At 65.2% G+C, this 19,734-nt stretch carries 21 protein-coding genes; 6 read left to right on the top strand and 15 right to left on the bottom strand.

Features of this window, described 5'->3' with window-relative positions; all coding sequences use genetic code 11:
- Window positions 1-52: 52 nt before the first annotated feature.
- The 10 genes from E8F06_RS00655 to E8F06_RS00610 form a co-directional block, all read right to left on the bottom strand.
- Window positions 53-337: a gamma-butyrobetaine hydroxylase-like domain-containing protein gene (locus tag E8F06_RS00655; RefSeq protein WP_280363174.1), complete on the bottom strand. Its 285-nt coding sequence runs from the start codon at window positions 335-337 to the stop codon at window positions 53-55.
- A complete protein-coding gene (locus tag E8F06_RS00650; protein ID WP_280363171.1) occupies window positions 337-1,302 on the bottom strand; it encodes a HEAT repeat domain-containing protein in 966 nt (321 codons plus the stop codon). Before E8F06_RS00650 ends, E8F06_RS00655 begins: the two co-directional genes overlap by 1 nt.
- Window positions 1,299-2,153: an ABC transporter ATP-binding protein gene (locus tag E8F06_RS00645; RefSeq protein WP_280363169.1), complete on the bottom strand. Its 855-nt coding sequence runs from the start codon at window positions 2,151-2,153 to the stop codon at window positions 1,299-1,301. Before E8F06_RS00645 ends, E8F06_RS00650 begins: the two co-directional genes overlap by 4 nt.
- A complete protein-coding gene (locus E8F06_RS00640) occupies window positions 2,153-2,932 on the bottom strand; it encodes an ABC transporter permease (RefSeq protein WP_077521540.1) in 780 nt (259 codons plus the stop codon). The genes E8F06_RS00645 and E8F06_RS00640 overlap by 1 nt, the downstream gene beginning before the upstream one ends.
- A gap of 108 nt (window positions 2,933-3,040) precedes the next feature.
- Entirely contained in the window at window positions 3,041-4,450 is a 1,410-nt protein-coding gene (locus tag E8F06_RS00635) for an ABC transporter substrate-binding protein (protein ID WP_280363166.1), read from the bottom strand.
- A 206-nt stretch (window positions 4,451-4,656) separates the two neighbouring features.
- Window positions 4,657-4,902, bottom strand: a complete 246-nt coding sequence (locus E8F06_RS00630; RefSeq protein ID WP_028629110.1) for a ferredoxin family protein — start codon at window positions 4,900-4,902, stop codon at window positions 4,657-4,659.
- 184 nt (window positions 4,903-5,086) lie between these two features.
- Window positions 5,087-6,814, bottom strand: coding sequence for a fumarate reductase/succinate dehydrogenase flavoprotein subunit (locus E8F06_RS00625; protein ID WP_280363164.1), 1,728 nt, complete (start codon window positions 6,812-6,814; stop codon window positions 5,087-5,089).
- The gene (locus tag E8F06_RS00620) at window positions 6,811-7,560 is read right to left on the bottom strand and encodes a GntR family transcriptional regulator (RefSeq protein WP_077521546.1); all 750 of its coding nucleotides are present in this window, start codon (window positions 7,558-7,560) and stop codon (window positions 6,811-6,813) included. Before E8F06_RS00620 ends, E8F06_RS00625 begins: the two co-directional genes overlap by 4 nt.
- Window positions 7,561-7,811: 251 nt before the next feature.
- Complete coding sequence (locus E8F06_RS00615; protein ID WP_280363161.1) at window positions 7,812-9,002, bottom strand: PLP-dependent aspartate aminotransferase family protein; 1,191 nt, start codon at window positions 9,000-9,002, stop codon at window positions 7,812-7,814.
- A gap of 237 nt (window positions 9,003-9,239) precedes the next feature.
- The gene (locus E8F06_RS00610; RefSeq protein ID WP_280363159.1) at window positions 9,240-10,022 is read right to left on the bottom strand and encodes a MetQ/NlpA family ABC transporter substrate-binding protein; all 783 of its coding nucleotides are present in this window, start codon (window positions 10,020-10,022) and stop codon (window positions 9,240-9,242) included.
- Between the two features lie 284 nt (window positions 10,023-10,306).
- Here E8F06_RS00610 and E8F06_RS00605 point away from each other — a divergent pair, with 284 nt between their 5' ends.
- From E8F06_RS00605 to E8F06_RS00580, 6 genes are all read left to right on the top strand, one after another.
- Entirely contained in the window at window positions 10,307-11,305 is a 999-nt protein-coding gene (locus tag E8F06_RS00605; RefSeq protein ID WP_280363157.1) for a D-cysteine desulfhydrase, read from the top strand.
- 252 nt (window positions 11,306-11,557) lie between these two features.
- Entirely contained in the window at window positions 11,558-12,355 is a 798-nt protein-coding gene (gene tcyJ, locus E8F06_RS00600; protein ID WP_151131225.1) for a cystine ABC transporter substrate-binding protein, read from the top strand.
- Window positions 12,352-13,020, top strand: coding sequence for a cystine ABC transporter permease (tcyL, locus tag E8F06_RS00595; protein WP_069081501.1), 669 nt, complete (start codon window positions 12,352-12,354; stop codon window positions 13,018-13,020). Before tcyJ ends, tcyL begins: the two co-directional genes overlap by 4 nt.
- A complete protein-coding gene (gene tcyN, locus E8F06_RS00590) occupies window positions 13,020-13,766 on the top strand; it encodes an L-cystine ABC transporter ATP-binding protein TcyN (protein WP_280363154.1) in 747 nt (248 codons plus the stop codon). The genes tcyL and tcyN overlap by 1 nt, the downstream gene beginning before the upstream one ends.
- Before the next feature lie 225 nt (window positions 13,767-13,991).
- On the top strand, window positions 13,992-15,185 hold the full coding sequence (locus tag E8F06_RS00585; RefSeq protein WP_280363151.1) for an MFS transporter: 1,194 nt from the start codon (window positions 13,992-13,994) through the stop codon (window positions 15,183-15,185).
- Between the two features lie 166 nt (window positions 15,186-15,351).
- A complete protein-coding gene (locus E8F06_RS00580; protein ID WP_280363150.1) occupies window positions 15,352-15,726 on the top strand; it encodes a nuclear transport factor 2 family protein in 375 nt (124 codons plus the stop codon).
- Window positions 15,727-15,972: 246 nt separating this feature from the next.
- Here the strand turns inward: E8F06_RS00580 and E8F06_RS00575 are convergent, their stop codons facing one another.
- From E8F06_RS00575 to E8F06_RS00555, 5 genes are all read right to left on the bottom strand, one after another.
- Window positions 15,973-16,893, bottom strand: a complete 921-nt coding sequence (locus tag E8F06_RS00575) for a sigma-54-dependent transcriptional regulator (protein ID WP_280363147.1) — start codon at window positions 16,891-16,893, stop codon at window positions 15,973-15,975.
- 208 nt (window positions 16,894-17,101) lie between these two features.
- A complete protein-coding gene (locus tag E8F06_RS00570; RefSeq protein WP_280363145.1) occupies window positions 17,102-17,683 on the bottom strand; it encodes an alpha/beta hydrolase in 582 nt (193 codons plus the stop codon).
- Window positions 17,684-18,374: 691 nt separating this feature from the next.
- Window positions 18,375-18,776, bottom strand: coding sequence for a biopolymer transporter ExbD (locus E8F06_RS00565; protein ID WP_077521618.1), 402 nt, complete (start codon window positions 18,774-18,776; stop codon window positions 18,375-18,377).
- Window position 18,777: 1 nt separating this feature from the next.
- Window positions 18,778-19,485: a MotA/TolQ/ExbB proton channel family protein gene (locus E8F06_RS00560; protein ID WP_179059515.1), complete on the bottom strand. Its 708-nt coding sequence runs from the start codon at window positions 19,483-19,485 to the stop codon at window positions 18,778-18,780.
- A gap of 15 nt (window positions 19,486-19,500) precedes the next feature.
- Window positions 19,501-19,734: energy transducer TonB (locus tag E8F06_RS00555; protein ID WP_280363143.1), on the bottom strand; the 234-nt coding region annotated here is incomplete at its 5' end.

The following is a 19,734-nucleotide window of genomic DNA, read 5'->3' as shown; positions in this document are numbered from 1 at the left end:
TCTGCCACAACCTACGGGCCGGGTGCACAACCTTTCGCGAGCAAGCTCGCTCCTACATGCCGCCCAACTCCCGCAGGTATTCCCAGGGATAAATCCCGCGCTCGTGCCCATCGCTGAACACCAGCTGCACGCCATAGCCCTGTAGCGCGATGCGCTCCAGGATCACCCCTTCGTCCACCACCGTGATCGCCCCGCGCAGCCGCGCTGCCTTGCATTGCGAGCAGGGGCAGGCACCGCGCAGGCGGGTGTGGCTGATCTGCTGAAGCTCGCCGTTGGTCCACTCCAGGCTCAGGCGCGCCTGGCTTCGGGAATTGCGCAGCGCGCTGGGGGCATCCATCAGGCGACTCCCTGCAGTTGCGCCAGGGCGATGCGTACAGCCTTGCGTACTTCCGGATCGCTATCGGTTTCTGCGGCACGCAGAGCAGGTAGCCCGGCGGCGTCGCCCAGTTCACCCAGTGCCAGCGCCGCTTCCTTGCGCAGGTTGGCGATGCCATGGCCGAGCAGGGTTGCCAGCTCTGCCAAGGCTTGCCGATAACGCAGGCGGCCCAGGGCACGGGCGGCGCGCAGGCGGACCTGCCAGTAATCGTCTTCCAGGGCCTTCACCAATGCGGGACCGGCTTCGGCCAACCCGACCTTGCCGAGGGTGGTGGCGGCTTCTTCGCGGACCTGCCAGGTGGTATCGCGCAGGGCCGCATACAGGGCCGGCAACACACCGGCATCGCGCGCCAGGCCAAGGGCGCCAGTGGCGGCGCGGCGTACTTCGGTGTCCGCATCGTCGCTGGCCAGGCGCGCCAACGCCGGCAATGCCTCGCCGTGCTTGAGCCAGCCGAGGATGCCCACCGCCTCGCGGCGGACAGAAGCCTCGCTATCACTCAGCGCCAGCAGCGCGGGACCTGCTGCATCTTCCAGGCGCAGTTCGCGCAGGGCACGCAGGGCGCTACTGCGGACGAAGGCATCAGCGTGGGTCACCCAGGGCAGGATCAGTTGCCCCGCTTCCAGGCTTTTCAGTTCGCTCAGGCTCTGCGCGGCGGCCAGGCGCACGGGTTCAGCGGCGTCCGCCAGGGCGGCACACAGGGCCTGCACGACTTCCGGCTCTTCCCAGGCTTCCAGCAGGCGCGCGGCCTCGGCGCGCACCTCGGCGGCCGGGTCCACCACCAGCGCGTCGGTCAGCCAGGGCAAGCCTTCCGGGTCTTCCAGGTCGGCCAGTTCGATCAGGGCGATGCGGCGCACACCGGCATCGTCAGCGGCGAGGCGTGGCAGCAGGTCGAGGATGTCAGGGTTGTCGGTTTCACGGTGGGTCATAGGGCGACTCGCAATGGCGGGTGATCGGTGGGCAGTCCCAGCGGTGTCAGGCGTGGCAGCTCGCGGCCTTCTTCATGGCGCAGCAGTTCCAGGCAATGACGCTTGAGGTGGGTGAAGCCGGGGCTGGTGAGCAGGCTGGCGCGGCGCGGACGCGGAAAGTCCAGGCGCAGGTCTTCGATGAAGCGACCGGGACGCGGGCTCATCACCAGGATGCGGTCGGCGAGGAACAGTGCCTCGTCGATGTCGTGGGTGACGAACACCACGGTGGTGCGGATGCGCGTCCAGATATCCAGCAGCAGTTCCTGCATGCGCGAACGGGTCTGCGCGTCCAGCGCGCCGAAGGGTTCGTCCATGAGCAGAAGCCGAGGACGATTGATCAGCACGCGGGCGATCTCGGCGCGCTGCTGCATGCCGCCGGAGAGCTGGCTGGGCCAGCGTGCGGCGAAGTCGCCGAGCCCGACCAGGCCAAGGAAATCGGCGGCGCGACGCTGGCGTTCGAGCTTACCGATGCCCTGCATCTTCAAACCGAAGGCGACGTTGTCGAGCACGCTGCGCCAGGGCAGGAGCGTGTGGTGCTGGAACACCATGCCGCGCGCGGGCGAGGGTCCCGCGACCGGCTGGCCATCCACCTCCAGGCTGCCGGCGCTGGGCGTGAGGTGGCCTGCCAGGGCACCGAGCAAGGTGGACTTGCCACAGCCGGATGGACCGAGGATGCAGACGAATTCACCCGGTGCGATGGCGAAGTCCAGGGACTGCACCGCCTCGAAGGCATCGCGGCCCTGTCCCAAGCGGATGGAGACACCCCTGGCCTCGATACGGCCGGGTTCCACTGCGCGTTCGAAGCTGCTCATCAGGCGTTCCTCCGCGCGTGGTACCAGGGCGTAGCGAGTGCGCCCAGGCGCTTCACCAGTGCACTGCTGCCCATGCCGAGCAGGCCGATCAACAGCATGCCGACGACGATGTCGGCGTAGTTCTGCACCACGTAGGACTCCCAGGTGTAGTAACCGATGCCGAACTGCCCGGAGATCATCTCGGCGGTGACCAGGCAGAACCACGATGTACCCATGCCGATGGCAAGGCCGGTGACGATGCTCGGCGCCGCGCCGGGCAGGATCACTTCACGGAGGATCGCCAGTCGCCCGGCACCCAGGCTGCGCGCCGAGGCGATCAGGCGCGGGTCCACTGCTTCCACGCCGTGCACGGTGTTGAGCAGGATCGGGAACAGCGCGCCGGTGAAGGTGATGAACACCATCGACAGCTCGGACGAGGGGAACATCAGGATGGCCAGGGGAATCCAGGCCACCGCGGGAATCGGCCGCAGCACTTCCAGCGGCGGCAAGAGGCTGTCCTCGGCCCATTTCGAGCGGCCGATGAGCAGCCCCAGCAACACGCCCAGCAGGGCCGCGGCGAGGTAGCCGGCGAACACCCGCGACAGGCTGCTGGCCAGGTGTGGCAGCAGCTTGCTGGAGTGCGCCAACTGCCAGGCCGCGTCGAGCACGGCGGCGGGCGTCGGCACGTAGGTGAAGGTGAACAGCCCGAGGTCCAGGCGCGCGTTGGCGGCCAGTTGCCAGAACAGCAGGCAGGCGGCCAATGAAGCGAGGCGCAGGGGCCAGCGGTAGAGGTTGGTCATCGGTTTTCTCCTGCTGCAACCCCCTCTCCCCAGCCCTCTCCCCCAAGGGGCGAGGGAGCGACTCCCCTCTCCCTTCAGGGAGAGGGGCCGGGGGAGAGGGCAAGGCAATCAACGGCTGGCGACGGCCTGCTTCTGATTGGCACTCACGAAATCGAGCGCCGTGCCGCCATGTTGCTGGGCGTACTGCTCGGCCTGGGACTTGAGCAGGAAGGCACTCAGCTCACCCTTGTCGTTGCGCACGAACCAGGCCTGGTTGGCCAGCAGCTTGATGCCGCTGTCGGTGGCCTGGGCGTAGATGGCGCGGATGTCCTTGCCCTCCTGTTCCAGCTGCGCCAGCGCGGTCAGCGCTGCTTCCGGCGAGGCGTAGTGGCGCACCTTGTCTTCACCGCGCACCCAGATCTGCGCCAGGCGCTTGAAGTCGGTGATCGGCTTGCCGGTGGCTGCGTCGTTGGCCTTGAGCGGCAGCGGCGCGTAGTTTTTCAGCGCCTTGTCGTAGTCCTGGCCCGCCGCCTTGAACGCCGCGCGGATGTACTGGTCGTCGATGAACTTGGCGGTATCCAGGCCACGGTCGGTCTTCTTCAGCAGCTTCAGGGTGTCGATGGAAGTGGCGACCGCCTTGCGGTATTCGGGCTTCCAGGTGAGGTCGCGGGTCTGCAGGCCAAGGGGACCGTGGAACAGGTAGTTCACCTCGGCCTCGATGCCAGTGACCTTCTCGATCAGCTCGCTGTATTTCTCAGGCGATTCGGCGAACAGGCGATCAGCCTCCAGGCTGGCGCGCAGGTAGGCGGTGACGATCTCCGGGTATTTCTTCGCATAGGCCGCGTCCACCAGCGCTCCGTGGAAGGTGGGCGCCTCGGCCTGGGAGCCGTCGTAGATCTTGCGGGCGAAGCCACGGCTGGGGAACAGCTCGGCGAAGGGCACGAAGTCAGCGTGGGCTTCGATGCGGTTGCTGCGCAGGGCCGAGCCGGCGATCTCCGGCGGCTGGGCGATGATCCGCACATCCTTCTCCGGGTCCCAGCCCTGGGCGGCGACGGCGCGCAGCAACATGCCGTGGGCGGTGGAGGCGAAGGGCACGGAAATGGTCTTGCCCTTGAGCTCGGCCAGGGACTGCACGGATGACGAGGCCGGCACGACGATGCCGTTGCCGCTGCCCCGGGTGCTGCCCGAGAGCACGCTGATGAACAGGCTCTGCTTGCCGGCATCCAGGTGGGCGACGCCGTTGAAGGAGCCGGGGAAGTCGGCCATGGCGCCGAAGTCCAGTTTGCCGGCGACCATCTCGTTGGTCAGCGGCGCGCCGCTGGTGAAGTTCTTCCACTCCACCTGGTAGTCGGCGCCCTTGTACTTGCCGTCATGGGGCAGGTACTTCTCCAGCAGGCCCAGCTCGCGAATGAGCAGGCCGCCGGTGGCGCAGTTGATGGTGGTGTCCTGGGTGCCGATGGCGATACGGATGGTTTCCGCGGAGGCGGACAGGCTGGAGATGGCCAGCGCGAGGCCGGCAACGGTTGCACGAAGACGCATGGGTTTTTCCCCTCGAATCATGAGTGTTGGAATCGTCTCCGCCACGTGGTCGGGTGGTGGGAAACGAGGGGCTTTCGGGTGAGGCGTCCGGGGGTGGGCCGGATGGCATTTGCTTTGTGGTTTTCGGTAGGAGCCAGCTTGCTGGCGAAGCTCTTGCCTGCAGGTCCGTTGTTCGCCAGCAAGCTGGCTCCTACAGGGACACTCGGTCAGCGCAAGAGGTAGGGAATTTCCACCTTCACCGCGCCGGTCGGGCAGTCCTTCTCGCAGGGCATGCAGTACCAGCATTCGTCGAAGGCCATGTAGGCCTTCTGGGTGGCCGGGTTGATGGCCAGGAGGTCCATCGGGCAGACCTCGACGCAAACGGTGCAGCCCTTTTCGGCGATGCACTTGTCTTCGTCGATGGTCACCGGCGCGCTGCTGCGGAAGAAGATTTCCTGAGGTTGATGGGCCATTTCACGATTTCCTTGGAGCCTGGGGCTCTCGTTATGCGTTGTAGCAGCAACTCTCGTAGGTTGGTGCAGAGCGAAGCGAAGCCCAACAACCGGTTCGAAGAACCGGCCACCGGACGAAACCGGGAGCGCGTTGCGCTCCATGTTGGGTTTCGCTCCGCTCTACCCAACCTACGAAACCATCCTGCTACGCTGCGGCTTCGGTCTTCACCCGCAGGCGGTCATAGGCCTGCTGCTCTTCGGCATCCAGCGGGATGAGGTACGGCTCCACGGCTTTCTTGAAGCTGGTCATGCGGCCGTCCTCGCCCTTCTTCAGGTGGCAGTGGCAGAACCACTCGGCGTCGTTGCGCTCGGGGAAGTCCACGCGGTGGTGGTACAGGCCCCAGCGGCTTTCGGCGCGGAATAGCGAGGCGCGGGCGGCCATTTCGGCGCAGTCGCGGATCACCGCCACTTCCATCGCGCGCATCAGCTCGTGGGGATTGCTGGCCTTCATCTGCGCCAGGTCCCGCTCGATCTCGGCGAAGCGCGTAAGGCCGATCTCCATTTTCTTGGTCACCTTGGGCGGCTGCAGGTAGTCGTTCACCATGCGCCGCAGCTTGTATTCCACCTGGGCCGGCGGCAGGCCGTGCTCACGCTCCAGCGGCGCGAACACCCGCGCCCGCTCAAGCGCCACCTGCTCGGCATCGACTTCGGCGAAGTCGCGACCGGCCACGTAGTCCGCCGCGTTGATCCCGGCGAACCAGCCGTAGGTGAAGGCGCCGAGCATGTAGTTGTGCGGCACGGCAGCCATGTCGCCCGCGGCGTACAGTCCTTTCACCGTGGTCTCGGCCTTCTCGTTGACCCACACGCCCGAGGCCGAATGGCCAGAGCAGAAGCCGATCTCGGAGATGTGCATCTCGACCATTTGCGAGCGGTAGTCGGTACCCCGGTTGGCGTGGAACTGGCCACGGCTCGGGCGCTCGTTGCTGTGTAGGATTTCCTCGATCGTCTGGATGGTTTCTTCGGCCAGGTGATCGAGCTTGAGGAACACCGGGCCGTTGCCACCTTCGAGTTCCTGGTGGAACTCCCACATCATCTGGCCGCTCCAGTAGTCGCACTCGATGAAGCGCTCGCCCTTGCTGTTGGCGGTGTAGCCGCCCAGGGGGCCGGTGACGTAGGCGCAGGCCGGGCCGTTGTAGTCCTTGATCAACGGGTTGATCTGGAAGCACTCCAGGTTCGAAAGCTCCGCCCCGGCGTGATAGGCCATGGCGTAGCCGTCGCCGGCATTGGTCGGGTTCTCGTAGGTGCCCATCAGGTAGCCGGAAGACGGCAGGCCGAGGCGACCCGCGGCGCCGCAGGCAAGGATCACCGCCTTGGCGCGGATCACCCGGAACTCGCCGCTGCGGCAGTCGAAGCCCATCACCCCGCTCGCCGCGCCCTCGCCATCCAGCAGCAGGCGGGTGCAGACGATGCGGTTGCTGATCTCCACCCGCGCGCGCTTGAGCTGGCGGTAGAGCACTTTCTTGATGTCGTGGCCCTCGGGCATCGGCAGCACGTAGGCGCCCATGTGGTGGACCTTCTTCACCGCGTAGTCGCCGGTCTCGTCCTTCTCGAACTTCACGCCCCAGCGGTCGAGCTGCTCGATGGTTTCGAAGCTGTGGGTCGCGTAGGCATGCACGGTCGCCTGGTTGACGATGCCGTCGTTGGCGATGGTGATTTCCTTGGTGTACTGCTCGGGCGTCGCGTGGCCGGGGATGATGGCGTTGTTCAGGCCATCCATGCCCATGCTGATGGCGCCACTGCGCTTGACGTTGGCCTTGTCCAGCAACAGCACGCGCAGCTCGCGGTCCTTTTCCTTGGCCTTGATGGCGGCCATGGGGCCGGCGGTGCCACCGCCGATGACGACGATGTCGTATTCCTGTTCTCGGGTGCTCATGCCTGGGGCCCCTTCTGACGGTCGATGCGCAGGCGGTACTGGAAGGCATCGCCGCGGTAGTAAAGGTGTTCGAAGTCCAGCGGCGTGCCGTCGGCAGCGTGGGTCAGGCGCTCGATGCGCATGATCGGCGAGCCTTCTTCCACTTCCAGCGCCTGGGTCAGGTCGCCGTCGGCGAGCACTGCATCGATGGCCAGATCGGCATGGCCGAGGGGAATGCCGCAGTCGTTTTCGAGGATGAGGAAGATGTCGCGGGTGGCGAGGTCGGCCTTCTCCAGCTTCTCGCCCACCGCCTTCGGCAACCAGGTGATTTCCAGGGACACCGGCTCACGGTTGATCAGGCGCACGCGGCGGATCTCGGTCACCGGGCTGCCTTCCTCCACCTGCAGACGCGCGGCCACCAAGGCACTTGCGGGCACGTGCTTGAAGCTGCGCAGGCGGTTAAGCACCTCGTAGCCCATCTGGGTCATGGACTCGGCCAGGCCCTGCAGGGTGCTGACGTTCTGGAACGCCTTGGGCTTGGCGACGAAAGTGCCCTTGCCGTGGATCTTGAAGATCAGCCCTTCCTTCTGCAGGTCGCCCAGCGCCTGGCGCACGGTGATGCGGCTGACGCCGAAGGCCTTGCCCAGCTCGCTTTCCGAGGGCATGCGGCTGTGAGGTGGGTAAGTGCCGTCGAGAATGCGCCCGCGCAGCAGCTCCTTGAGCTGGCTGTAGAGCGGTACCGGGGAGAGGGGAAGCAGTTCGGCCATGTCGTTGTTCGCTCGTGATCCTGACTTGTTATAACAAGTTGTGGCGAGAGAATAGCTGGCATAAGAACGGAGAGTGAAATACCGATAACGAATAAGGATAGAAGCTCGTCCGAGCGAGTTTGTGTAGGGGCGAATTCATTCGCCAAGCAGGCCGAAGGGCTGCCCTGCAAAGGTCCGATGGGACAGCTGCGCTGTCCTTGGCGAATGAATTCGCCCCTACAAGAGTCGAGGTCGCCTGACGCTACGGCGCCTCAGAGGCTATCCAACGCCTGCACGAAGTCCTGAACGATATCGACCGCGTCCTCAATGCCCACCGATACACGGATGGTGCCGTCATGGATATCCAGCTCGGCCAGGGCTTCCGGCGACAGGGCGCGGTGGGACGTCTTGCCGGGGTGGGTGATGCTGCTGGCGACACCCGCGAGCGACGGTGCGAAAGCGGTGTTCTTCAGGGCACGGATCAGCGCGTCCACTTCAGCCAAGCCGCCGTGCAGGGTGAAGCTGAGCATCCCCGAGGCGCCCTTGGGGAACAGCCGCTGGGCCAGCGCGTGGTCCGGGTGAGAAGGCAGGCCCGGATAGAACACCTGGGCCACTTTCGGGTGGGCTTCCAGGGCTTCGGCCAGGGCCTGGGCGTTCGCCGAGTGGGCCTTCATGCGCAGGGCCAGGGTCTTGGCACCACGGAAGGTCAGCCAGGCCTCGAAGGGGCTGGCGCTACCACCGGCGTTGATCTGGAAGCGCCGCGCCTGGGCGATCCATTCAGCATCGCCGACCAGGATGCCGCCGGTGGCGTCGCTATGGCCGTTGAGGTACTTGGTGGTGCTGTGCAGCACCAGGTCGGCCCCTGCGGCCAGCGGGTTGTAGAGCGCCGGCGAGAGGAAGGTGTTGTCCACCAGCAGCTTCAGGCCATGGGCCTTGGCGAGCGTCGCCAGTGTCGGTACATCGCTGACCCGCACCAGCGGGTTGGACGCGGTTTCGGTGTAGATGAGCTTCGTCGCTGGGGTGATGGCTGCTTCCACCGCCGCCAGGTCGTTGATTTCCACCAGGGTGGCGGTGATGCCAAAACGCGCCAGCTCCTTCTCGATCAGGCTCTGGGTGGTGCCGTACAACTCGCGGCTGGCGATCAGGTGGTCGCCAGCATTCAACCGGCCCAGCAACGCCGCACTCACCGAGGCCATGCCGGACGCGGAGAACAGCGCTGCTTCACCACCTTCCAGCTGGCACACCAGTTCTTCCACCGCTGCCTGGTTGGGGTTGGCGATGCGCGTGTACATGTAGTTGTCGGGGTTGCCGGCGAGGAAGTCGTCCACCTGCTCCAGCGAGTCGTAGACGAACACCGAGGATTCGTAGATGGGCAGGCTCTTGGGCCGGGTGACCATCCTGCGGTCGACGTCGTTGCCAGTGTGGACGGAACGGGTGGAAAGGCCGGGTTTGGGGGTGGGCATGGGAACTCCGGAAAGGCAGGCGGGCATTTGTCTCTGTGGGGGCGAATTCATTCGCGATGCAGTCCGCAGGACTGCCCTGCCTGGTCGGGGACCGCTGCGCGGTCCTTAGCGAATGAATTCGCCCCCACAAGGAATCGTCCCTGCAAGTGCAGCAGAAAAAAGAACGCCGACGATAGTCGAGACTCGTCGGCGTGAGGAGGGGCGGGTCATGCTCCCGCCACCGTGGCTAGCAGGTGATCAGAACGCCGGCACGACCGCGCCGGCGTACTTCTGCTCGATGAAGGCTTTCACTTCCGGGCTGGTCAGCGCAGCGGAGAGTTTCTTGATGGCGTCGCTGTCCTTGTTGTCCGGACGGGCTACCAGGTAGTTCACGTAGGGCGAGGTGCGGTCTTCCAGCACCAGCGCGTCCTTGGTCGGGTTCAGCTTGGCTTCCAGCGCGTAGTTGGTGTTGATCAGGGCCAGGTCGACCTGGTCCAGCACGCGCGGCAGCAGGGCCGATTCCAGTTCCTTGAACTTGAAGTTGTGCGGGTTCTCGGCGATGTCCTTCGGCGTGGCCAGGGCGTTCTTCGGATCCTTCAGCTTAATCACGCCGGCTTTCTGCAGCAGGATCAGGGCACGACCGCTGTTGCTGCCTTCGTTGGGGAGGGCGATGGTGGCGCCGTCCGGCAGTTCCTTCAGGGATTTGTACTTGCTGGAGTAGCCGCCGAAGGGCTCGACGTGCACACCCTTGACGATCACCAGGTGGGTGCCTTTGCCGCTGTTGAAGTTGTCCAGGTAGGGCTTGGTCTGGAAGTAGTTGGCGTCCAGGCGCTTCTGGTCCACCTGCACGTTGGGTTGCACGTAGTCGGTGAAGACCTTCACTTCCAGGTCCACGCCTTCCTTCGCCAGCTGAGGTTTGATCAGCTCGAGGATTTCGGCGTGCGGTACCGGGGTGGCGGCTACTACGAGCTTTTCGCCAGCCTGGGCGAAGGTGACGGACAGGGCGGCAGCCAGAGCGGTCAACAGCAGGGTCTTCTTCATGATGATCCTTTCGATTCTGCGGCTCCGGCTGGATCTTCAGCCGCGAGCAAGTGTTGGGATGCCCGGTCTGGGTGCGCCGGGTTGAGGCCGACACTACGAAGATTTTTTATAACTAACAAATATCGTTTTATTATTTTTATATTCCATTATGAATATGAGAACAGTCCGCCCGATGCCGTCTCCGCCCTGACTGACCGGTACTTTCATGTCGCGTCTGCGAATTGCCTGCAAAGCGCCGGCTCACTAGAGTGGCAGGCTTCGCAACTGCCCAGTGAGCCGCTGTCATGCTCAACGCCGCCCTCGCCCGCTTTTCCCGCCTGGAACTGGTTCCCTCACCCACGCCGCTGGAGAAGCTCGCACACCTGTCGCAGAAGCTCGGCCGCGACGTCTATGTGAAGCGCGACGACCTCACCCCCTTCGCCCTGGGCGGCAACAAGGTGCGCAAGCTGGAGTTCCTCGCCGCCGAGGCCCTGGCCCAGGGCGCGGATACCCTGGTCACCGCCGGCGCCATCCAGTCCAACCACGTGCGCCAGACGGCCGCCCTCGCCGCGCGCTTGGGTCTTGGCTGCGTCGCCTTGCTGGAAAACCCCATCAGCACCGCCGACCGCAACTACCTGGAGAACGGCAACCGCCTGTTGCTGGACCTGTTCGGCACCGAGTGCGAGCTGGTCGCCAATCTGGACAACGCTGACGAATTGCTGGCCGCTGCGGCCGAACGCCTGCGCGCCGCCGGCAAGAAGCCCTACCTGGTGCCCATCGGCGGTTCCAACGCCCTGGGGGCTCTGGGTTATGTGCGCGCCGGCCTGGAACTGGCCGAGCAGATCAAGGCCAGCGGTGAGCACTTCTCCGCCGTGGTCCTGGCTTCCGGCAGCGCCGGTACCCACGCCGGCCTCGCCCTGGCGCTGGAATACGCCCTGCCCGGCACGCGCGTGGTCGGCGTCACCGTCTCGCGCCCGGACGCCACCCAGCGCCCGAAAGTGGAAGGCCTGCTGCAGCGCACCGCCGACCTGCTCGGCGTGCCGGTACCGGCCGGGCTCAAGGTGGAACTGTGGGACGAATATTTCTTCCCGCGCTACGGCGAACCGAACGCCGGAACCCTGGACGCCGTGCGCCAGGCCGCCAGCCTGGAAGGCCTGCTGCTTGACCCGGTGTACACCGGCAAGGCCTTCGCCGGCCTGCTCGATGGCATCGCCAAGAGCGCTTTCGAAGGTGATGGCCCGGTGCTGTTCCTGCACACCGGTGGCTCCCCGGCACTGTTCGCCTATCATCCAGCGGGTACCTAGAATCTGTTCATGGTCAGCTGCGCGTCGGAATAACTGCGTTGAAAATGGCTTCGGAATGCTCATTTACAACTCGTAGACTCCGCTTCCTCAGCCATTTTCGCCTTGTTCTTCTCTAGCTCGCCGGCCCTGAACAGATTCAGAAAAAGCTTTATGCATTATTTGAAGCAATAAATAATTTTTAATTATTTTATTGCATATAACCAAATCCCTAGAGTTGCCCCACCTTTAGCCACCCTGCCCCGTGAGGCTCATATGACATTTGCAACCCTGCGTCGCCAGTTCATCCTCGGCAGCCTGAGCCTGGTGCTCGGCGCCAGCTTCGTCGGCACCAGCTCCGCCGCCGACCTGCTTCAGGACATCCAGCAGAAAGGCGCCATCAAGGTCGGTCTGGAAGGCACCTACCCGCCCTTCAACTACCAGGACGAGAGCGGCAAGCTGACCGGCTTCGAAGTGGAACTGGCCGAGGCCCTGGCCAAGGAGCTGGGCGTGAAGGCCGAGTTCCAGCCGACCAAGTGGGACGGCATCCTCGCGGCGCTGGAATCCAAGCGCCTGGACGTGGTGATCAACCAGGTGACCATCTCCGACGAGCGCAAGAAGAAGTACGACTTCTCCACCCCCTACACCGTTTCCGGCATCCAGGCGCTGGTGCGCAAGGGCACCGAGGGCGGCATCAAGTCCGCCGCCGACCTGGCCGGCAAGAAAGTCGGCGTGGGCCTGGGCACCAACTACGAGCAGTGGCTGAAGGAAAACGTCCCGCAGGCTGACATCCGCACCTACGACGATGACCCCACCAAGTTCCAGGACCTCAATGTCGGCCGCATCGACGCCATCCTGGTAGACCGCCTGGCCGCCTTCGAAATGGTCGAGAAAACCGGTGGCAAGCTGGCCGTGACCGGCGAACCCTTCTCCCGCCAGGAAGCCGGCATCGCCCTGCGCAAGGGCAACCCGGAACTGCTGGCCGCCATCGACAAGGCGCTGGCCAAGCTGAAAGCCGACGGCACCCTGAAGAAACTCTCCGAGAAATGGTTCAAGGCTGACGTGACCCAATGATCGACGCAAGCCTTCAACTTGCGCTGGATTCCGCGCCCTTCCTGTTGAAGGGCGCGGTTTTTACGGTAGTACTGAGCCTCGGCGGCATGTTCTTCGGACTGCTGCTGGGGTTCGTCCTCGCCCTGATGCGCCTCTACGGTTTCACCGCCCTGCAGTGGATTTCGCGGATCTACGTGTCCTTCTTCCGTGGCACGCCGCTGCTGGTGCAGTTGTTCATGATCTATTACGGCTTGCCGCAGCTGGGCATCCAGCTCGAACCGCTGCCCGCGGCGCTGATCGGCTTCTCGCTGAACATGGCCGCCTACACCTCGGAAATCCTCCGCGCCGCCATCGCCTCCATCGACCGGGGCCAATGGGAAGCCGCCGCCAGCATCGGCATGAGCCGCACCCAGACGCTGGTTCGCGCCATCCTCCCGCAGGCCGCGCGCACCGCTTTGCCGCCGCTGGGCAACAGCTTCATCTCGCTGGTCAAGGACACCGCCCTGGCCGCCACCATCCAGGTGCCTGAACTGTTCCGCCAGGCGCAGCTGATTACCGCGCGCACCTTCGAAATCTTCACCATGTACCTGGCCGCCGCGCTGATCTACTGGGTGTTGGCCACCGTGCTGTCGCACTTCCAGGGCCGCCTCGAGGCGCGGGTCAACCAGCATGAGCAGGACAGCTGATGATCACCGTCCGTAACCTGACCAAATCCTTCAAGGGCCAGGAGGTGCTCAAAGGCATCGACCTGACCATCGAGCCGGGCGAAGTGGTCGCCATCATCGGCCCCAGCGGCTCGGGCAAGACCACCCTGCTGCGCTGCCTCAACCTGCTGGAAGTGCCCAGCGGCGGGCTCATCCGCGTAGGCGAGATCGAGATCGACGCGAGCAAGCCGCTGAAGCAACAGCAAGGGCTGATCCGCAAGCTGCGCCAGCACGTCGGTTTCGTGTTCCAGAACTTCAACCTCTTCCCCCACCGCACCGCCTTGGAGAACGTCATCGAAGGCCCGGTGGTGGTGAAGAAGGAACCCCGCGAGCGCGCCGTCGAGAAGGCACGCAAGCTGTTGGCCAAGGTCGGTCTGGCGGGCAAGGAAGACGCCTATCCCAAGCGTCTCTCCGGCGGTCAGCAACAACGCGTAGCCATCGCCCGCGCCCTAGCCATGGAGCCCGACGTGATCCTCTTCGATGAGCCCACCTCGGCACTCGACCCGGAGCTGGTGGGCGAAGTGCTCGCCACCATTCGCGGCCTGGCCGAAGAGAATCGCACCATGGTGATCGTCACCCACGAAATGAGCTTCGCCCGCGACGTGGCCAACCGCGCGATCTTCATCGACAAGGGCGTGATCGTCGAACAGGGCGATGCCAAGGCGCTGTTCAGTGCGCCGAAGGAAGAGCGCACCAAGCAGTTCCTGAGCAAGTTCATCAACGGCTGATCGTTCCAGCGGCGGTTCCTTGCCGTTCCCTGTGGGGGCGAATTCATTCGCAAAGGGCAGCACAGCTGCCCCCTGGAAATCCCAGGGGCAGACCTGCGGTCTGCATAGCGAATGCATTCGCCCCCACAGTGTCTATCCCCTCCGGCTGCCACTCGGTAAGCCCCCTGCAAGGAAATGCGCGTAGAATCCGCGCCCCTCGCAAAAAGCCCCGCCACCGGAACCCGCATGAACCCGAGCACCCTCCTCTCCCTGCCGCTACTGGCCCTCGCCCTCGGCGGCTTCGTCGTCGGCAGCAGCGAATTCATCATCATGGGCCTGCTGCCCGAAGTGGCCAAAGACCTCCAGGTCAGCCTGTCCGACGCCGGCCTGCTGGTCAGCGCCTACGCCATGGGCGTGGTGATCGGTGCGCCATTGCTGGGCCCGTTGCTCGGTCGCCTGCCGCGCCGCCAGGCACTGCTCTGGCTGATGGGCGCCTATGCCCTGGGTAATCTCGGCTGCGCCCTGGCGCCGAACTACGAATGGCTGATGGCCATGCGCATGTTCACCGCCTTCAGCCATGCCGGCTTCTTCGGCTGCGCCACCCTGCTGGCCGCCGAACTGGCCCCTCCGCACCGCCGTGCTTCGGCCATGGCCCTGGTGCTCAGTGGCCTGACCATCGCCAACGTCCTCGGCGTTCCGGCCGGCGCCTGGCTGGGCCAGGCCACCAGTTGGCGGGTGACCTTCATGGTGGTGGCGGGCCTCGGCTTCCTCACCCTCCTCGCCCAGGCCCTCTGGCTGCCGGCCACGCCGAAGCCGCAAGCCAATGCCGCTGGCGCCTGGGACGGCATCCTGCGGCGCCCGGTACTGCACGCACTGTTCGTCTGCAGCCTGTCGTCGGTGGCGCTGTTCGGTGTGTTCACCTACATCAGCCCGCTGCTGCGCGACGTATCCGGATTCACGCCGGAACACGCCAACTTCGCCCTGCTGCTGTTCGGCATCGGTCTCACCGTGGGCAATCTGCTGGGTGGCCGTCTGGCCGACAAAGGCTTCCGCTACTCGCTGCCGCTGGCCTTCACCGTCAGCGTGCTGTGCCTGCTGGGCCTCTACGCCTTCGCACAGATTCCGGTCCTGGCCCTGGGCTGCCTGTTCCTTTGGGGCGTGGCCAGCTTCGCCATTTCCTCGCCGCTGCAATTGCTGCTGGTGGAGCAGGCCGGCGAATCGGCGAGCCTCGCCGCCACCCTCAGCCACGCCGCCTTCAACCTGGGCAACGCCAGCGGCGCCTTCGTCGGCGGACTGTGGCTGAGCACCAACATGGGCCTGGCCAACCTGCCACTGATGGGCGTTGGCGTGCTGGCCCTGACCATCCTCGTCTGCCTGCCGCTGCCGCGCCTGCGGTCGGTGAAGGACCACCTGAAAGCCACCGGACAGCTCCACCCGTAGGGTGCGCCGCGCGCACCGGGACTAGTTCCGGCCCGGTGCATCGGCTGCGGCGAATAGCGAAACGGACACTGCCGCCGCAGCCTTATTCACAACGAATCGTTCGCTCTGTGTGGGCGGAGCTAGCATTCGATTTGGCTGACTCGCCGATACCCTGGGAGCGCATGAAATGACTAGCTATGAGACTGATCGGGACGCTATCCGGCAGGTCGTGCGCGACTATGTCGACGGCATGGTCTTCGCCGATGAGAATCGCCTGCGCAGCGCCTTCCACCCGGACTGCCGCATCATCGGCCACTTCCAGGGCGACCTCGAATGGCTCTCCGTGAATGACTTCGCTGGCTCCATCCGCGATGCCGGACCGGTGCTGGCGGAGGGTGCGGCTCCCGTCTGGGAAATCCTGGCGCTGGATATCACCGGTGACTCCGCCGCCGTGAAGGTGGTCGACGATTACGCCGACCTGCGCTTCACCGACTACCTGTCACTGCTGAAGCTCGGTGGCCGCTGGACCATCATCAACAAGCTCTACTACCTGCACGAATAGCGCCCGCTGAGACTCCGAAAGGTGGACCGGTGAAGCGTGGTCCACCCTACGCAGGGCTCGATCCATGTGTAGGGTGGATGTCGCTCTTCACATCCACCAACGGTGCCCTCTGAAACGCCGAATGGTGGACCGATGAAGCGTGGTCCACCCTACGCAGGGCTCGACCCATGGGTAGGGTGGATGTCGCCCTTCACATCCACCAACGGTGGCTACCAAGGCCTCGAATGACGGCCCCGTGAAGCCTCACTAACCTGCCAATACTTCGGCGAACAGCTGCCGCAGGTGATCGCGCTCGGCGTCATTGGCCGCGAGCCGGCGCAACTGCACGGCGAGCTGGGCATAGCCCGGCAAGGGCGGCAGGTTGAGGTGCTGCGGCTGGATCTCGTCGCCCTCGCTGACCAGCAGGGCGAAGTGCACGCTGTTCTCCAGTTCGCGGGTGTTGCCCGGCCAGGGATAAGCCTCCAGCGCGGCCTGGGCTGCCGGGCCGATCAAGGGCAACGGCAGGTCCAGGCGCTGGGCGTAGATGCCGAGGAAATATTCGGCCAGGGGCAGGATGTCATCCGGGCGCTCACGCAGCGGCGGCAGTTCCACCCGCCCCTCGTCCAGGTATTGGTAGAGCCGCGCGTTGAACTTGCCGGCGTTCACCGCCTTTGCCAGGTCGATGCTGGTGGCAGCCACCAGGCGCACATCCACCGGTGTCGGTTGCTGGGCTCCAACTCGAACCACCTCGCGGCTTTCCAGGGCCGCCAGCAGCTTGCCCTGCAGGGGTAGCGGCAGGTCGCCGATTTCATCCAGGTAGAGCGTCCCGCCGTTGGCCGAACCGAACCAGCCGGCGCGGCTGCTGGCCGAGCCGTTGTGGGCACCGGCGGCGTGGCCGAACAACTCGGCCTCGGCGTAGGTCTTGCTGATGGCGCTGCAACTCACCGCCACGAACAGGCCGGGTCGGTCGCTGGAACGATGGATCTGACGCGCCAGCAATTCCTTGCCGGTACCGGTCTCGCCCTGGATCAGCACCGGCAGCGCACTGGGCGCGAGCTGGTCGACCTCTTCGCGCAGCTGGCGCGAGCGCGCGTCGACGAATACCAGGGCACGTGCCCGGATACTCAGGGGGCTGCGGTCGGCGTCGGCGAAGGTCAGCAATGGCTGGCCGGGGTTTTCCTTGCTCATGACGAAATCTCCCGCCGGGCCCAGGCTGCGGTGCAGCGGACCCTGGCGTAACAAAAATAGAAAGACTGAACCTGTTCAGGGTCGAGCGAGCTAGAGAAGAACAAGGCGAGAACGGCTGAGGGCGCGGAGTTTACGAGCTGTAAATGAGCAAGCCCGAAGCCGTTTTCAACGCAGTTATTCCGACGCGCAGCCGATCCTGAGCAGGTTCTCAGGCGCGGCGGCGAGCAAGCTCTTCGACACGGCTCTGCAGGCGATACAGATGGGCGAAGCCCTGCTCCCAGGTGTTGTGACCGGACTTCACGTTGATATGCCCGGCACCGGTGAGGATGGCCGCTTCGGCCCCCCAGTTACGGGCCATTTCCAGTGCCCGCTGGGGGCTGGCAGCAGGGTCGTTGTCCGAGCCCACCAGGAGCGTCGGGAACGGCAGCAGATCCTTCGGGATAGGCGCAAAACCCTTGAGCGGCTCCGGGCAACCGGGGCGCTGCACATCCGCCGGGGCCACCAGCAGCGCACCACGTACGCGGCGCAGCACATCCGGATCGGACTGGGCAGCCCAGTGGGCGACTGTCACGCAGCCCAGGCTGTGGGCGATGAGGATCACCGGAGTACGTTCGGCATCGATGGCGCGCTCCAGCGCCTCCACCCAGGACACGCGGTCCGGGTTGCTCCAGTCGGCCTGCTCGACCCGGCTGGCATTGGGCAGCGTGCGCTGCCAATGGCTTTGCCAATGCTCGTCGGGGGAGCCCTGCCATCCCGGCAGGATCAGGTAGCGAATGGCCTGGCTGCGCATGGCGAGCCCTCCTTGCTGAAATTCGATGTTGGCCAGTCTAGGCGTTGGTCATATGTCTGTTAAGGAATAAGAATTTATTTGCTTATGCATTATTAGCTTATAAGCCATCGATAGCTGCACCTTCAGGCTGGGCTCGCCCAGGGTGCTGACCTGCTGGATATCCGGGGGCCGCCGTGCGGACAAAAAAGAGCCCGGAGCTGCTCACGCAGTCCGGGCCAACCCTGAAGTCGCGACACGTGCCCCGTAGTCACGCCAGGCTCCGCGAGCACGCCGCGCAGGTGCGGCGCACTCTCGAAAGGAATTAAAAAGGCCGCCTCCCCCCTGCCTGAAGAGAGGCGACCAAAGCCTGTCAGCGCGGTAGCACCGTAGGTTGGTCCGAGCACAGCGAGGCCCAACATCGCGCGGTGTCGGATGCCTTCGTTGGGCTTCGCGTAGCTCAGCCCAACCTACAAATCAGCCAAACCTGTCAGCGCGGTAACACCGTAGGTTGGTCCGAGCACAGCGAGGCCCAACATCGCGCGGTGTCGGATGCCTTCGTTGGGCTTCGCGTAGCTCAGACCAACCTACAAAACAGCCAAGCCTGTCAGCGCGGTAACACCGTAGGTTGGTCCGAGCACAGCGAGGCCCAACATTGCGCGGTGTCGGATTCGCTCGTTGGGCTTCGCGTAGCTCAGACCAACCTACATGCCCGTCAGCGCGCGGTAATCACCGCGAGCTTGGTGATCCCCGCCCGCTCGATGGAGGCCATGGCGCGGGCCACGGCGCCGTAGTCCACCTGGTCGTCGGCCTGCAGTTGCACGCGGAGCTCCGGGTCCTTGGCCTTGGCGGCTTCCAGGCTGGTCTGCAGCAGGTCGGGCTGGATCTCGTCCTTGTTGATGAACAGCTTGCCGGCGCCGTCGATGCTCACCACCAGCGGGTCCTTCTGCTCGGGCGGGGCCACGGCCTCGGTCTTCGGCAGGTTGATCGGAATGGCGTTGGTCAGCAGCGGCGCGGTGACGATGAACACCACCAGCAGCACCAGCATCACGTCCACCAGCGGGGTGACGTTGATTTCGGAAAGGACTTCGTCGTTGTCCTGGGTGGAGAAGGCCATGTCAGGAGGCCTCCTTCACGGCGCCGGCGGCGCGCGCCGGGGCCGGGTTGACGAGCAGCTTGAAGGCGCTCTTCTGCGCCAGCAGGTAGAAGTCGTGGGCGAAGTCGTCGAGGTCGGCGGCGGTGAGCTTCAGGCTGCGCAGGAAGTAGTTGTAAACCAGCACCGCCGGCACCGCGACGGCGATCCCCACGCCGGTGGCGACCAGTGCCGCGCCGATCGGCCCGGCCACGGTTTCCAGGCTGGCCGAGCCGGCCGCGCTGATGCCCTTCAAGGCTTCCATGATGCCCCAGACGGTGCCGAACAGGCCGATGAAGGGCGAGGTGGAGCCGATCGAGGCGAGCACCGCCAGGCCCGATTCCAGGGAACGCCGTTCGCGCTGGATCTGCTGGCGCAGGGCGCGTTCCAGGCGGTCCTGGTGGTTGATCGCCTGGCTCAGGTCGCCGGGCTGGCCGCCCTGCACCTGGATCGCGGCGAAGCCGGCGTGGGCCACGTGGGCGGCGGCACCGGCGTGCTGCTGCAGTTGCTCGGCGGCACTGTCCAGGCTGGTGGCGCTCCAGAAGCGCTTCTGGAACTGGCGGTCGCGGCGCTTCAGGCGGGCGAACTGGATGCCCTTGACCAGGGCCAGGCCCCAGGTGACGACGGAGAAGCCGATGAGCAGCCAGATCACCAGGTGCTCGATGGAGGCGAAGGGGTTGGTTAACAGGTCCATGGAGTCATCCTCTGATCAGTTCAATTTGAAATCGATGGGCACGCTGACCCAGCCGTCGCGGGCGACCTCGCCCTGCTTGGCCGGCACGAAGGTCCAGCGCTTGACCGCGCGTACCGCGGCCTCGTCGAGCAGTTCGCGGCCGCTGGTTTTCTGCACCTGGACCTCGCTCGGCAGGCCGCTGGCGAGCACATGCACGCGCAGCAGCACGGTGCCTTCCCAGCCGCGCCGCTGGGCGAAGGCGGGGTACTC

Origin of the sequence: Pseudomonas sp. BN411, from assembly GCF_029871235.1 — a bacterium.
In the GTDB taxonomy this organism is placed as follows: Bacteria; Pseudomonadota; Gammaproteobacteria; order Pseudomonadales; family Pseudomonadaceae; genus Metapseudomonas.
This window is presented reverse-complemented; position numbering and strand designations above follow the sequence as displayed.